The organism is Acuticoccus yangtzensis, from assembly GCF_001927245.1.
Lineage (GTDB): Bacteria > Pseudomonadota > Alphaproteobacteria > Rhizobiales > Amorphaceae > Acuticoccus > Acuticoccus yangtzensis.
Genome location: NZ_MJUX01000009.1, coordinates 76296 through 88895, shown reverse-complemented (window position 1 = coordinate 88895; position 12600 = coordinate 76296). Strand labels below are relative to the sequence as shown.

Below are 12600 nucleotides of genomic sequence, written 5' to 3'. Positions count from 1 at the left end.
GGCAGGGGAACGATAAACCGGAGGAAATTCCATGACGTTACCGATTGTCCGCATCACCGCGGCCTTTGCCCTCGGGCTTGGCCTCGCCGGACCCGCCGCCGCGCAGCAGACGATGCGGATCTCGCTCGACACGAACCCCAGCCACGTGCGCAACAAGGCGGTGGAGATCTTCGCCGAGAAGCTGCGCGAGAAGGCCGGCGACAAGCTCACCGTCGAGGTCTACCCGTCGGCTCAGCTCTACCGCGACCGTGACGTGGCGCGCGCGCTGCGCCAGGGCGCTGTCGAGATGGCCATTCCCGGCACCTGGGTGCTCGACGGCACCGTTCCGAGCTTCGGCCTCTCCTCCCTGCCGATGTTCTACGGCCTTCCCGAAGAGGTCACTCTGGAGCTGATGGACGGCGAGGTCGGCGCGAAGATCAACGCCACCGCCGAAGAGCGTCTGCGGGTCCACATCCCCGGTCCGTGGTTCAACCTCGGCTTCTCGAACTACTACTCCACTGGTGCGCCGATCGAGACGCACGCCGACATGCAGAACCTCAAGGTCCGCATCTCCGGCGGCACGGCCAATGCCACGCGCGTCGAAGGCTTCGGCGGCGTTCCGAACATGATCGCATGGCCGGACGTGCCGCTGGCGCTGTCGTCCAACGTGGTCGACGCGGTGTCCTCCACGCACGAAAGCATCGTCAGCGCGCAGCTGTGGGATTCCGGCCTGACCCACGCCTTCGAAGACAAGCAGTGGTTCAGCCAATATGTGCCGATGATCTCCTCGCGCTTCTGGGACGATCTCGACCCCGAGGTGCAGGCGGCGATCACCGAGGCGTGGGCCGAGACGGTGCCGGAAGAGCGCAAGATGGCCGCCGACGCGCAGCTTCGCGCGCGTGAGAAGCTGGTGTCCGAAGGCATGGGCATGACGACGCCGACCGACGAGGCGCTCGCCGAGGCACGGCGCAAGCTGATGCCGCTGCAGGACGGCCTGGTCAGCGAGATGGAGATTGATCCCGAGCTGGTCGCCTTCACCATGGAAGAGCTGAAAGAGCGTGGCCTCATCGACTGAGGCGGCCTCAGGGCCTGGCGCTGCCGCCGCGCGTGAACGCGGCGGCAGCGCATCACCGCTCGTGCGCGCCGCGCGGGCCTTTGCCACCTTCTGGACCGGACTTGAAGTCTGGGTCACGGGGCTGATGGTCGGCGGCGCGCTGGCCTTGGTGCTCTACACCGTCGTCCTGCGCTGGTTCGCGCCCGAATATGCACCGCACATCACCGAAGAATTGACGGTCTATATCGTCATGTGGGCGGTGCTGTTGGCGGTCGGCCGCGTGACGCGCGAGCGGCGCCATATCCGTGCCGACCTCGTCGTCACGCTTCTGCCGCGCGTGGTGCAGACGGGCCTTGAGATTCTCGCCAACGTCATCGGCGTGGCCTTCGCCGTCTTCCTGGCGCGCTACGGCTATGCCGTCGCCTTCGAGGCGTGGGACTTCGGGGACGTGTCGGCCACGGCACTGCGCTTCCCCTTGTGGATCTATTATGCGGCGCTCCCCGTATCGGCGGCGCTGATCGCCATCGGCCACGTGGCGGCGGTCGTCGGCATCCTGGCCGGCTGGAAAGCCCCCAACGACATGGCCGAGGAGGACCCGGTATGAATGCCGCACTCGTAGCCGGAGGCGGCGGCCTCCTCATCTTGGGCCTGCCCATCTACCTCGTCCTCGGCGTCACGGCCGCGGTGCTGCTGTTCGTCGCCGACACGCCGATGATCGCGGTCACGCAAAAGATCGTCGACGAGCTGAACTCGCAGACCTTGATCGCGGTGCCCTTCTTCGTCGTCGCGGCGACGTTCATGGAACGCGGCGGCGTCGCGAAGGCGCTGATCGACGCGGCGCTGTCCTGGGTCGGCCAGGTGCGCGGCGGGCTCGGCATCGTCTGCGTCATCGCCTGCACCATCTTCGCGGCGATGTGCGGCTCCAGCGTCGCCACGGCGCTCGCCATGGGCACCATCCTCGTGCCGGCGATGCTGCGTGAGGGTTATGAGCGCAAGTTCGCGGCCGGCATCGTCGGATCCTCGGGCACGCTCGGCATCCTCATCCCGCCCAGCCTCGCCATGGTGGTCTACGGGGTGCTGGCGGACGAATCGGTGCCGCGCCTGTTCCTCGCCGGTGTCATCCCCGGCATCCTGCAGGCACTGCTGATCTCGGGCTGGATCATCTTCTACGCCCGCCGCAAGGGGTATCGCTTCAACGCCGGGCAGTCCGTGTCGCGCGGGGACTTCGTCGCGACCAACCTGCGGGCCCTTCCGGCGCTGTCCATTCCGGTGATCGTGCTCGGCGGCATCTATGGCGGCATCGCCACGGTGACCGAGGCGGCGGCGCTATCGGCGGTCGCGGCCATCCTCGTCAGCATCATCTGCTACCGGACGGTGTCGATCGCCGGGGTGGTGCCGTTGATCGCGCTCGCCACGCGCAACGCGGCGACGATCATGATCATCATCGTCACGGCGCTGATCTTCGGCCACTGGGTGACGGAGAGCGGGGCCACCGCGGCCATCGTCGACTTCGCCCGCGCGCAGGAGCTGAACGCGGCGACCTTCCTGGTCTTCGTGACGCTGCTCTTCTTCGTCCTCGGCATGTTCCTGGAGGTCTTCTCGGTCCTCCTCATCGCGCTGCCGGTCTTGATCCCGCTGCTGCCGGAATTCGGGATCAACCCGATCCAGTTCGGCGTGATCGTGACGATCAACATGGAGCTGGCGCTGTTGACGCCGCCGGTGGGACTGAACCTGTTCGTCCTGTCCTCCATCACCAAAGCCCCGCTGGCCGAGGTGATCGCCGGGATCTGGCCCTTCGTCGTGCTGATCGCCCTGCTCTTGCTGGCGGTGATGGTCATGCCGGGCCTGTCCCTGTGGCTCCCGACGCTGGTTCTGGGCTGAGCTTCCCCCTGCCGGGCCGGTGCGCCGGCCCGGCTCACTTCGTCCCCTGCGCCGTCATGGCGCCGGGGACGCTTTATGTTGTGCGTCAGCGGTGCGCTCGGCTCTCCGCAAAAGCAGGACCGCGATGGACTGGGCGCGACGCCGTCCGCTCCGGTGTCAGCGGCGCAAAGTTCCGGATTTTGGTGGACGGGTTGTCCCGTCTCCTCAGCCTGCCGAGGGCGGGCCGATGGACCCGCGTTCGACGAACTCGGCCGGCAGGAGCACGTGTTCCGGCGGGCTGGTGCGGTCGCCGGATATGCGCCGCAGCAGCAGATGAGCGGCGGTCTGGCCGATTTCCGCCTGATCCCAGCGCTGAATGCTGACCGGCGGGCTGTGCAGCTCCGCCAGCTCCGATTCGCCTGACCCGATGACGGAGACGTCGTGCGGGATCCGCAGGCCTCGCACCCGGACCGCGCGCAGGACACCGGCCAGCATGTCGATGCCGCCGGCGATGATCGCCGTCGGGGGAACGGCCGAGCCGAGCATGGACGAGGTGTGCCGGAACCCCTCGTTGGCGAGGAAGCCGGTGGTGCGCACGTAGGTCTCGTCCACCGGCAGCCCCGCCCGCTCGAAGGCGCGGCGATAGCCCCGAACGCGCTCGCGCGCCGGGTAGAGCCCGGTTTGACCCGTGAGGATGCAGATGCGGCGGTGGCCGAGGTTCAACAGCCGGGTGGTGGCGGCCTCGATCGAGCCGGCGTGGTCGGCCATCACGGCATCGCACCAGGCCGGCGTGTCGCGGTCGACGAGAACGATCGGGCTGCCGAAGTCGCGCAGCACCTTCTCGAACTCACCGTCGACCGCGCTGTAGGGGCCGAGGATCACCCCGTCCGTCTGTTGGCGCCCCAGCCGGTCGATCAGCTCGATCTCGCGCTCGCGGATCCCCTCCGAATTGGAGATGACGAGGGAGTAGCCGGCCTGATCTAGCACGTCGTGGGTGGCGCGCACGAAGGCGGCCAGCGACGGAATGTTGATCTCGCGGATGATGCAGCCGATGAGCTGCGTGGAATTGCGGCGCATCGACTGGGCGACGGCGTTCGGGCGATAGTTCAACTTGTCGATGGCCGACAGAACGGCGGTGCGGATCTCGGGCCGCACCGTCGCCTTCTTGTTGATGACGCGCGAGGCGGTGCCGATGGAGACGCCTGCCGCTTCGGCGACGTCCTTGATGGTGGGTCCACCGCGCCGTTTATTCATCCGGTCCTGCTCTCCCGCCTGCAGCCTTTACCCCGCCTGTGCGCCCCCTGCTGATGGACGGCCGGACAGGGCCGCACCCGGACGTGCAGGTTTCATGCAGGCTCGGTCGACAGAGGGGGTGACATAGCAGGGCGGAACGCCGCACGCTTCCTCCCGTTCCGCCGGGCCTTGCGTTGGTCCCGAGGGAGACGCTGGCCCGAACTTGTATAACGTTTCATTAGAAAGAGTGCCGACGTGCTCAAGCACTGTCAACATCCGCCGGCTCGCTTGCAAGGGTCAGCGCCGGGTAGCGCCCGTCGACGAAAGTATAGTGTTCCAGCACCGCATCGCGCGTGCGGCGGCGGACGATCTTGCCGAGCCCGTTGCGCGGGATCGCGTCGAGTTCGGCGAAGAGGCGCGGGCGCTTGTGCTTCGTCATCGCCTCCAGCGCGGGGCTGAGCGCGTCCTGCCAGCCGGCAGGTGCACCGGCCGCCACCGCGGTGATCACCTCGCCCCAATCGCGCGAAGGCAATGAAATGATGACGAGTTCGCCGCCCGGCATGGCGGGACGCAGAAGCGCCTCGATCTCGTCCGGGGTCACGCGGTACCCGCCGGTCTTGATCACGTCCGCCTCGCGCCCCGAGAGGTGCAGACGGCCCGCCTCGTCCATGAAGCCGAGGTCGCCGGTGCGGTGGAATTCGCCGGGCGCGAGATATTTCGTGCCGCCCGGCCCGATTTCGGCGGCGAGCATGTGTTGTGCGCGCAACAGGATCGGGCGCGGTGCGTCCGGTCCGGCGCTCGCCGCGGCGTCGCCCTCGTCGGCCTCGCCGAACGCCACCTCGACCCCGCTCGCCGGCCAGCCGACGCAGTTGGACGGCGCCGCCGCGGGCGAGGTGTAGAAGGCGTCGGTTTCCTCCGGCGTCAGCACGGTGATCGGATTGACTACCTCGGTCTTGCCGTAGGTGAGGCGCACGACCGGCCCGAAGATCGCCTTGACCTCATGATAAAGCTCGGACGACAGCGGCGCGGTCCCCGTGTAGATCGCGCGGATGTGATCGAACCTGCGGCCGGCGAACTCATCCACGAAGCGCGTCAGCACGGTGGGCGAGGCGAAGATCTGGTCGAGCGTGCGTTGCTCCAACGCTTCGGTGATTCGCGGCAGGTCGATGCCGGGAAGCAGTGTCACCGTCGCCCCGCCGTCGAGGAAGGCCTGGGTGACGAGGCTGGCGCCATGCGAATAGGGCGTCATCAGCAGCACGTTGCGGCCCGGAACCGGCGCGACCTGCAGCGAGGCGCGCTGCAGGATGTTGGCGAGCCAGCGCCCGCCATGGGTATGAACGATGCCCTTCGGCATCCCCGTGGTGCCGGAGGTGAAGATGATCCGCCCCGGCGCATCCGCCGCGACAGGGACGGGGGCGAGGGCCGAGAGCGGCATCGAGGCCAGCCCCCGCGGGTCGACCACCGGCACGGCGCCGCGGACCTTGGCGGCCACCTCGGGGACGGTCAAAACCCGCGCTGCTCCGGCCAGATTGATGCAGTGAATGATCTCGTCGGACGACAGTGCGGGATTGATCGCCGCTTCCGTCAGCCCTGCGAGGGCGACGCCGTAGCCTGCGGCGACCGCGTGCCGGCTGTTCGGCATCAAGGTGGCGACGACGCTGCCTGCGGGCAGATCACCGAGGGCGTTTGCGATCCCGGCGGCGGCGGCGAAGATGTCACGATAGGTGGTCGCGCCTTCCATATCGACGACGGCCGCATGGTCGGCGAACCGCGCGGCGGCGGGCGCCCATTCGTTTTGCCATGCAATCGGGTTCACGAGGCGATCTCCCTTGTTCGGGCGCAGCGTCAAGCGCTGCCCCGGTGTTATTTCACCGAACAGGTCGGGACGGCGATTTTCTCATGAAACGTTATATTGACCCGGCGCCGGACGCCACCCTAGTGTGCGGCCAACCAGAAACGAGGTTTGGGATGGACGCCACAAAGCCGCTCGACGGCGTGACAGTTATCGAGCTCGGTCACAGCGTCGCAGCGCCGTACGCGGGAATGATTCTCGCCGATCTCGGCGCGCGCGTTATCAAAGTCGAAAACCCCGGCAAGGGGGACTATGCACGCGGCTGGGGGCCGCCGTTCTGGCACGATACGGCGTCCGCCTTCGCCGCTCTCAACCGCGGCAAGGAAGGGATCACCATCGACCTGGGCGACCCGGCCGACGCGGCACACCTGCGCCGCCTCATGACCGAGGAAGCCGACGCCGTCATCCAGAACCTGCGTCCGGGCATCCTCGACAAGTTCGGTTTCGATCCCGACGAGATCCGCCGCCAGCGGCCGCGCCTCATCTGGTGCGACCTCGGCGCGTTCGGTGCCGCCGGCCCGCTCGCCGCCAAGCCGGGCTACGACCCGCTGGCGCAGGCGACGTCCGGCATCATGAGCGTGACCGGCGAAGGCAACCGCCCGCCGGTGCGCGTCGGCGTGTCGCTGGTCGACATGGGCTCCGGCATGTGGAGCGTCATCGGCATGCTGGCGGCGCTGTTCGCGCGGGAGAAGTCGGGCGAGGGCGCGCGCATCACCACCTCGCTGTTCGAGACCGGCCTCGCCTGGATGACCGTGCCCCTCGCCGGGTACGAGGCCGACGGCCAGGTGCGTAAGCCCTACGGTTCGGGCGTCGCCGAGATCTGCCCCTACCAGGCCTTCCAGACCAAAGACGGCTGGATGATGATCGCCGCCGGCAACGACAATCTCTTCGCCAAGCTCTGCCGCGTGCTCGGGCTCGGCCTGGCCGATGACCCGGACTACGCGACCAATGCCGGCCGTGTGACCCATCGCGAACGGCTCATTCCCATCATCGCCGATGCCGTCGCCGCGCGCGGGTTCGACGAACTCGCCGCCGCGCTCGACGAGGTGGGCGTGCCGAACTCGCCGCTCCTGTCGGTGGACGCCGTGTCGCGCCATCCGCAGACCGAGGCGCTGAAAATGAGCGTCGAAGCGGACGGCCTCACCTTGATGGGCGTGCCGCTGACGATGGATGGTCAACGGCCGCGCGCCACGATTCCCGCACCCGCACTCGGCCAACACGATCAAAGGATCAAGGCATGACGCTCCCGATGCCCCCGGCGCTGCCGGACTTCACGACCCTGACGCTGGAGCACCCGGCCGAGCATGTCCTCATGGTCGTGCTCGACCGGCCGGACGCCCGCAACGCCATGAACACGCAGATGGGCCTCGACCTGATGGCCCTGTTCGAGCGCTTCCAGGTGACGACCGACGGCGCGCGCGCCATCGTCATCACCGGCCGCGGCGACAAGGCCTTCTGTGCGGGCGGCGACCTCAAAGAGCGCCGCGGCATGTCTGACGAGACGTGGCAGACCCAGCACGCGATCTTCGAGCGGACCGTGCGCGCGCTGGTTGGCTGCCCGATCCCGGTGATCGGCGCGGTCAACGGCGCGGCCTATGGCGGCGGCTGCGAGATCGCCGCGGCCTGCGACTTCATCTACGCCGCCGACACCGCCAAGTTCGCGTTGACCGAAGTGACGCTCGGCATCATGCCCGGCGCAGGCGGAACGCAGAACCTCGCCCGCGCGGTCGGTTCGCGCCGCGCCAAGGAGATCACGCTCACGGGCCTGCCCTTCACCGCGGCCGAGGGCGAGGCGTGGGGCTTCGTCAACAAGGTCTGCACGCTGGACGAGCTGGTGCCGGCGGCCATCGCCACGGCCACGCGCATTGCCGAGAACGCGCCGATCTCGGTGCGGCAGATCAAGCAGTCGATCGGGCGCGGCCTCGACATGAGCCTGTCGGACGGGCTCGCCTTCGAGATCGAGGCCTATAACCGCATGGTGCCGACCGAAGACCGGCACGAGGGTGTGAACGCCTTCAACGAGAAGCGCAAAGCCAACTTCAAGGGTCGGTGATGCTGCCGTCGGAGCAGGTGCCGGGTGTCTATCATCACCGGGTGGGTGACGCCCTCGTCACCACGTTGTCGGATGGATATCTCGACTCCGGCCTCGACATCTTCCACGCCGTGTCGGCGGACGAGGCGGCAGCACTTCTTACGAAGGGCTGTCAGCCGGTCCCGCCGCGCCTGGCGGTGAACGTCTTCATGGTGCGCAGCGGCGGGCGGACGGCGTTGATCGACGCCGGCTCGTCCGACCGGATGGGGCCGACATGCGGATGGCTGCCCGCCTCGCTCGCTGCGGCCGGGGTGGCGCCCGAGGAGGTCGACACCGTCCTCCTCACCCACATGCATCCGGACCATTCGGCGGGGCTTCTGACGCCGTCCGGCGCGGCGCAGTTCCCCAACGCCGAGGTGGTGGTGGGCGAGGCGGACTACCGTCTGTGGCACGACGACGTGGCGATGGCGGCGACCGACGCGCGCCGCCGCCTGCGCTATTTCGAATGGGGCCGGGCTCAGGTGGCGCCCTACAAGGACCGCCTGCGCTGGGCCGCGGGCGAGGTCTTTCCGGGCGTGACCGCGGTGCCGATCCCCGGCCACACGCCCGGCCACACCGGCTACCTCGTCGACGGAGGTGCGGACAGCCTGCTCGTCTGGGGCGACACGGTGCACATTCCGGGTGTTCAGGTGCCGCGGCCGGACGCGGCGATGGTCTTCGACTGGGAGCCGGAGCGCGGCGTCGAAAGCCGCCGCCGCACGTTCGACATGGTCATCGCCGATCGGCTGTTGGTCGGCGGCATGCATGTCCACTTCCCCGGCTTCGCCCGCATGACGCGGGGCGGCGAGGGCTACCGGCTGATCCAGGAGCCCTGGGCCTTCACGCTCTAGGGGCGGGCGGGCTCAGCGCACCGCGAGCCCCGCGGTCAGCGCGCCGTCGATCCTGTGGTCCGACCCGCTGATGAAGGCGGCCTTGTCGGAGGCGAGGAAGGCGACGAGGTCGGCCACCTCCTCCGGCTCGCCGATGCGCCCCAGCGGGTGGGCCGCACCGAAGCGCTGGAACACGGCGTCGATGTCGGCGTCCTCGCCGTCGAAGGTGCGGGCGGCGAGCTCCAGGATCGGCGTGCGGATGGAGCCGGGGCTGACCGAGACGACCCGGATGCCGTCCGCCGCATGGTCGATGGCGAGCGCGCGCGTGAGGGCGTGGATGGCGCCCTTCGAGGCGACATAAGCCGCCACGCCCGCCTGGCAGTTGTGGCCCTGCACGCTTGCGAGGTTGACGATCACCCCGCCGCCGCGCCGCTGCATGTGCGGCACCGCATGCTTGGCCGTCAGCAGGATGGAGCCGACATTGACCTGCATTGCGGTTGTGAAGGTGTCGAACTCGGTCGTCACCGCGTCACCGTAGGGATGCACGGCGGCCGCGTTGACGACGATGTCGACCCCGCCGTGCTCCTCGGCGACCTCGGCGACGCCGGCGGCCACCGCGTCGGGCGCGGCGACATCGACGGTCGCGGCCGACAGGGTGAGACCTTCGGCCGCGGCGAGCGCGTTGAGCGCGTCGATGCTGGGCGCGTCGATGCCGAAGGCGGCGACGGCGGCCCCGGCGCGGGCGAAACGCAGGGCGCAGCTTCGGCCGATCCCCGTGGTTCCGGTGACGATGACGACGCGCCCGCTGAATTCGGCCATGGCGACCTCCCTAATCTCGTTGTTCGCTGCGTCGCCCTTGGCACGAGATCGGCGCCAGTGGAATCCCGGCATGGGGCTCGCCTCACCGGACCCGTGCCCGCGATCGACCCTTTCGGAGGGTTGTCAGGGCGCCCTCACCTCTTGTTAGGGTGAACGGGATCGTTTCAGAAGGGCGACCCTCATATGACACTGCGTGCCACCTTGACCCTGACGGGCGCCGCCGTGGCGCTGGCCGTCGTCGCAGCGGCGCCCGCATCCGCTCAGGACGAAACCTGCGGCGGGCTCGACCGCCCCGTCGTCTTCGGCGGCCTCGACTACGACTCCGCCGCCTTCCACACGGCTGTCGCCAAGACCATCCTCGAAGCCGGTTATGGCTGCGAAACCGAGGTCGTGCCCGGCACCACGCTGGTGCTCAACACCGGCATGGGCCGCGGCGACGTCGATGTCCTGATGGAGGTTTGGACCGCGAACACGGCGCAGGCCTTCCTCGACGCGGAGGCCGAAGGCGCCGTCGAGCGGCTCGGCGCCACCTTCCCCGACGCGACCGAGGGCTGGTTCGTGCCGCGCTATCTCGTCGAAGGGGAGGGGGCCGCCGCGCCGGACCTCAAGTCCGTTGCCGACCTCGCCGCCCATGCGGACCTGTTCGCCGATCCGGAAGAGCCGGGGAAGGGGCGCTTTCTCAACTGCGTCATCGGCTGGCAGTGCGAGGTGGTGAACACCAAGAAGCTGACCGCCTACGGGCTCGACGAGATCTACAACAACGTGCGTCCGGGCGCCGGGGCGGCGCTGGCGGCGACGGTGGAGTCGGCCGTTCTGCGTGAGGATCCGGTCCTCTTCTACCATTGGGCGCCCACCTGGCTCCTCGGCAAGTACGACTTCGTGAAGCTGGAGGAGCCGCCCTTCGATCAAGCAGTGTGGGATGAGATGATGGAAGCGGAGACGCCGACGCAGGCGACCGCCTATCCCGAGACGCGCGTCGTCATCGGCGCCAATACGGAGTTCACCGCGGCGGCTCCGGCTCTGCGCGAGTTTTTCATGGCCTACGGCACCACGGCCGCCGAGACGAGCGCGGCCCTCGCCTACATGCGCAACGAGGATGCCACGCCCGACGAGGCCGCGGCGGTGTTCTTGAAAAACCATGGCGACATCTGGAAGAGCTGGGTTTCCGCGGACGTTGCTGAAAAGGTCTCCAAATCCATCACCGAGTAACTGAAGTATTTCTCGCTGCTGTGCTGGTGAAGCCGGGGCGCGAACCAATAACAACGGGGGCGGTTTTGCCGTCCTCCTGCATGTGCTGCGAGATAATTCCGGGGCGCCCGGCATTTTAGCCAGCGTGGCCAGGGCAGGACGGCCGCATGGCAAATGTTATGGCCGTACACGACTTTACATAGGGCCTCAGCGCTCTATAGTCTTCCTCAAATGAACTTTGGCGCGCCCTTCGGCATCCCTGCCGCGGGGCCATGGTTCGTGATGACAGTCCGTGGTCCGGATGGTTTGGGCGCTGGTATGATTGCCGGTGGGTTCGCGTGAGCCGGCCTCTCCGGGTGATGGGCCCCTAATGAGGAGACACGGTTTGAAAAAGATCCTGCTCGCCGCCGGCCTGATGGCCGCGCCGGCCATGACGATGGCAACCTCCAGCGCTGCACTCGCCCAGGACGATTGCGATGGTCTTGGCCGGCCGGTCGTCTTCGCCGGACTCGACTGGGACTCCAACTCCTTCAACAACGGCATCGCCGCCTTCATCCTCGAGAACGGCTACGGTTGCGACACCGAGTCGATCCCCGGCTCCACCATCCCGCTGCTGAACGGCATGATCCGCGGTGACATCGACATCACCATGGAAATGTGGATCCCCAACGTGAAGGACGCTTGGGACGCGGCCGAGGCCGACGGCACGGTGCGCGAAGTCGGCACCTCCTATCCCGATGCGACGCAGGCCTGGTACGTCCCCAAATACCTCGTCGAGGGTGACGATGCGCCCGCCGCCGGTCTCACCTCCGTGTCCGAGCTGCCGGACTATGCCGGCGTGTTCGAAGACCCCGAGGAGCCCGGCAAAGGCCGCTTCTACAACTGCATCCTCGGCTGGGGCTGCGAGGTCATCAACACCAAGAAGCTCCGCGCCTACGGCCTGACCGAGAGCTACACGAACTTCCGCCCCGGTACGGGCGGCGCGCTCGCCTCGGCGATCGAGGCGGCCATTCTGCGCGAAGAGCCCATCCTCTTCTACTACTGGGGCCCGACCTGGGTGCTCGGCAAGATCGGCGATCAGGTGACCCCGCTGGAAGAGCCGGCCTATGACGAAACCGCCTGGACCGCGCTCGACTCCATGGCCGTCGAAGACGTGACCGCCGACACCGAGGCGACCGCCTATCCGACCATCTCGGTCTCGATCGCCGTCAACTCCGAGTTCGGCGACGCCGCGCCGACGATCACCGAGTTCCTCGGCAAGTACGCGCTCGACGCTCAAACCATCTCGACCGGTCTCGCCTACATGCAGGACGAGTCCGCCTCCGCCGACGAAGCGGCCGAGTGGTGGATGCAGAACAACGTCGAGACCTGGACGGGCTGGCTTCCGGCCGAGGTCGCCGAAAAGGTCAAGGCCGCGCTCCAGTCCTGAGCCGGCCCCGATGCACGGGCGCCCGGCACGCAAACCCACATGGCGTGACGGCGCGCCCGTCCGGCCGAACGGCCTTGGCTCATGGGTAGCGCCAAGGGCCGCCTCGCCGTCGGTTCAGGCGGCGGCTCTTGCGCCCGCCCGAACTGACGTGGCGCGCGGATACTCCTCGTCCATGCCCGGGACGCTGCGGCATCCCACCGGCGGGCGAGGAAGTGGACACAGCCGGCACGCGCAGCGAGCGCCATATGGGGCCGCCTCGCATGCGCTGCATGCGTTTGTGCGGCC

11 protein-coding genes are annotated in these 12600 nt (G+C 68.3%); 8 read left to right on the top strand and 3 right to left on the bottom strand.

Annotated elements, in window-relative coordinates:
• Positions 1–31 precede the first annotated feature (31 nt).
• The 3 genes from dctP to BIX52_RS18915 are packed head-to-tail and all read left to right on the top strand — an operon-like array spanning position 32 to position 2914.
• Positions 32–1054, top strand: coding sequence for a TRAP transporter substrate-binding protein DctP (dctP, locus tag BIX52_RS18925; protein ID WP_075222672.1), 1023 nt, complete (start codon positions 32–34; stop codon positions 1052–1054).
• A complete protein-coding gene (locus BIX52_RS18920; RefSeq protein ID WP_139312816.1) occupies positions 1038–1637 on the top strand; it encodes a TRAP transporter small permease in 600 nt (199 codons plus the stop codon). Before dctP ends, BIX52_RS18920 begins: the two co-directional genes overlap by 17 nt.
• Positions 1634–2914: a TRAP transporter large permease gene (locus BIX52_RS18915; protein ID WP_075222670.1), complete on the top strand. Its 1281-nt coding sequence runs from the start codon at positions 1634–1636 to the stop codon at positions 2912–2914. Before BIX52_RS18920 ends, BIX52_RS18915 begins: the two co-directional genes overlap by 4 nt.
• Before the next feature lie 204 nt (positions 2915–3118).
• On the opposite strand, the gene BIX52_RS18910 is transcribed toward BIX52_RS18915, so the two are convergent.
• Entirely contained in the window at positions 3119–4147 is a 1029-nt protein-coding gene (locus BIX52_RS18910; RefSeq protein ID WP_075222669.1) for a LacI family DNA-binding transcriptional regulator, read from the bottom strand.
• A 238-nt stretch (positions 4148–4385) separates the two neighbouring features.
• Positions 4386–5942, bottom strand: coding sequence for a class I adenylate-forming enzyme family protein (locus BIX52_RS18905; RefSeq protein WP_139312815.1), 1557 nt, complete (start codon positions 5940–5942; stop codon positions 4386–4388).
• A gap of 152 nt (positions 5943–6094) precedes the next feature.
• On the opposite strand from BIX52_RS18905, the gene BIX52_RS18900 reads away from it, so the two are divergent.
• The 3 genes from BIX52_RS18900 to BIX52_RS18890 are packed head-to-tail and all read left to right on the top strand — an operon-like array spanning position 6095 to position 8900.
• Positions 6095–7219, top strand: coding sequence for a CaiB/BaiF CoA transferase family protein (locus BIX52_RS18900; RefSeq protein WP_075222667.1), 1125 nt, complete (start codon positions 6095–6097; stop codon positions 7217–7219).
• Positions 7216–8031 carry an enoyl-CoA hydratase/isomerase family protein gene (locus tag BIX52_RS18895; RefSeq protein WP_245803235.1) on the top strand — a complete coding sequence of 272 codons (816 nt, stop codon included), beginning with the start codon at positions 7216–7218 and terminating at the stop codon, positions 8029–8031. The genes BIX52_RS18900 and BIX52_RS18895 overlap by 4 nt, the downstream gene beginning before the upstream one ends.
• The gene (locus tag BIX52_RS18890) at positions 8031–8900 is read left to right on the top strand and encodes an MBL fold metallo-hydrolase (RefSeq protein WP_075222666.1); all 870 of its coding nucleotides are present in this window, start codon (positions 8031–8033) and stop codon (positions 8898–8900) included. The genes BIX52_RS18895 and BIX52_RS18890 overlap by 1 nt, the downstream gene beginning before the upstream one ends.
• A 12-nt stretch (positions 8901–8912) precedes the next feature.
• On the opposite strand, the gene BIX52_RS18885 is transcribed toward BIX52_RS18890, so the two are convergent.
• Positions 8913–9698, bottom strand: a complete 786-nt coding sequence (locus BIX52_RS18885; protein WP_075222665.1) for an SDR family NAD(P)-dependent oxidoreductase — start codon at positions 9696–9698, stop codon at positions 8913–8915.
• A gap of 183 nt (positions 9699–9881) precedes the next feature.
• On the opposite strand from BIX52_RS18885, the gene BIX52_RS18880 reads away from it, so the two are divergent.
• Positions 9882–10907 carry an ABC transporter substrate-binding protein gene (locus tag BIX52_RS18880; RefSeq protein ID WP_075222664.1) on the top strand — a complete coding sequence of 342 codons (1026 nt, stop codon included), beginning with the start codon at positions 9882–9884 and terminating at the stop codon, positions 10905–10907.
• Between the two features lie 364 nt (positions 10908–11271).
• Positions 11272–12315 carry an ABC transporter substrate-binding protein gene (locus tag BIX52_RS18875; protein WP_245803234.1) on the top strand — a complete coding sequence of 348 codons (1044 nt, stop codon included), beginning with the start codon at positions 11272–11274 and terminating at the stop codon, positions 12313–12315.
• Positions 12316–12600: the final 285 nt, after the last annotated feature.

Coding starts and splice junctions, on each gene's coding strand:
- BIX52_RS18915 (WP_075222670.1), top strand. CDS start 1,634: ATGAATGCCGCACTCGTAGCCGGAGGCGGCGGCCTCCTCATCTTGGGC.
- BIX52_RS18885 (WP_075222665.1), bottom strand. CDS start 9,698: ATGGCCGAATTCAGCGGGCGCGTCGTCATCGTCACCGGAACCACGGGG.
- BIX52_RS18895 (WP_245803235.1), top strand. CDS start 7,216: ATGACGCTCCCGATGCCCCCGGCGCTGCCGGACTTCACGACCCTGACG.
- BIX52_RS18900 (WP_075222667.1), top strand. CDS start 6,095: ATGGACGCCACAAAGCCGCTCGACGGCGTGACAGTTATCGAGCTCGGT.
- BIX52_RS18890 (WP_075222666.1), top strand. CDS start 8,031: ATGCTGCCGTCGGAGCAGGTGCCGGGTGTCTATCATCACCGGGTGGGT.
- BIX52_RS18880 (WP_075222664.1), top strand. CDS start 9,882: ATGACACTGCGTGCCACCTTGACCCTGACGGGCGCCGCCGTGGCGCTG.
- dctP (WP_075222672.1), top strand. CDS start 32: ATGACGTTACCGATTGTCCGCATCACCGCGGCCTTTGCCCTCGGGCTT.
- BIX52_RS18910 (WP_075222669.1), bottom strand. CDS start 4,147: ATGAATAAACGGCGCGGTGGACCCACCATCAAGGACGTCGCCGAAGCG.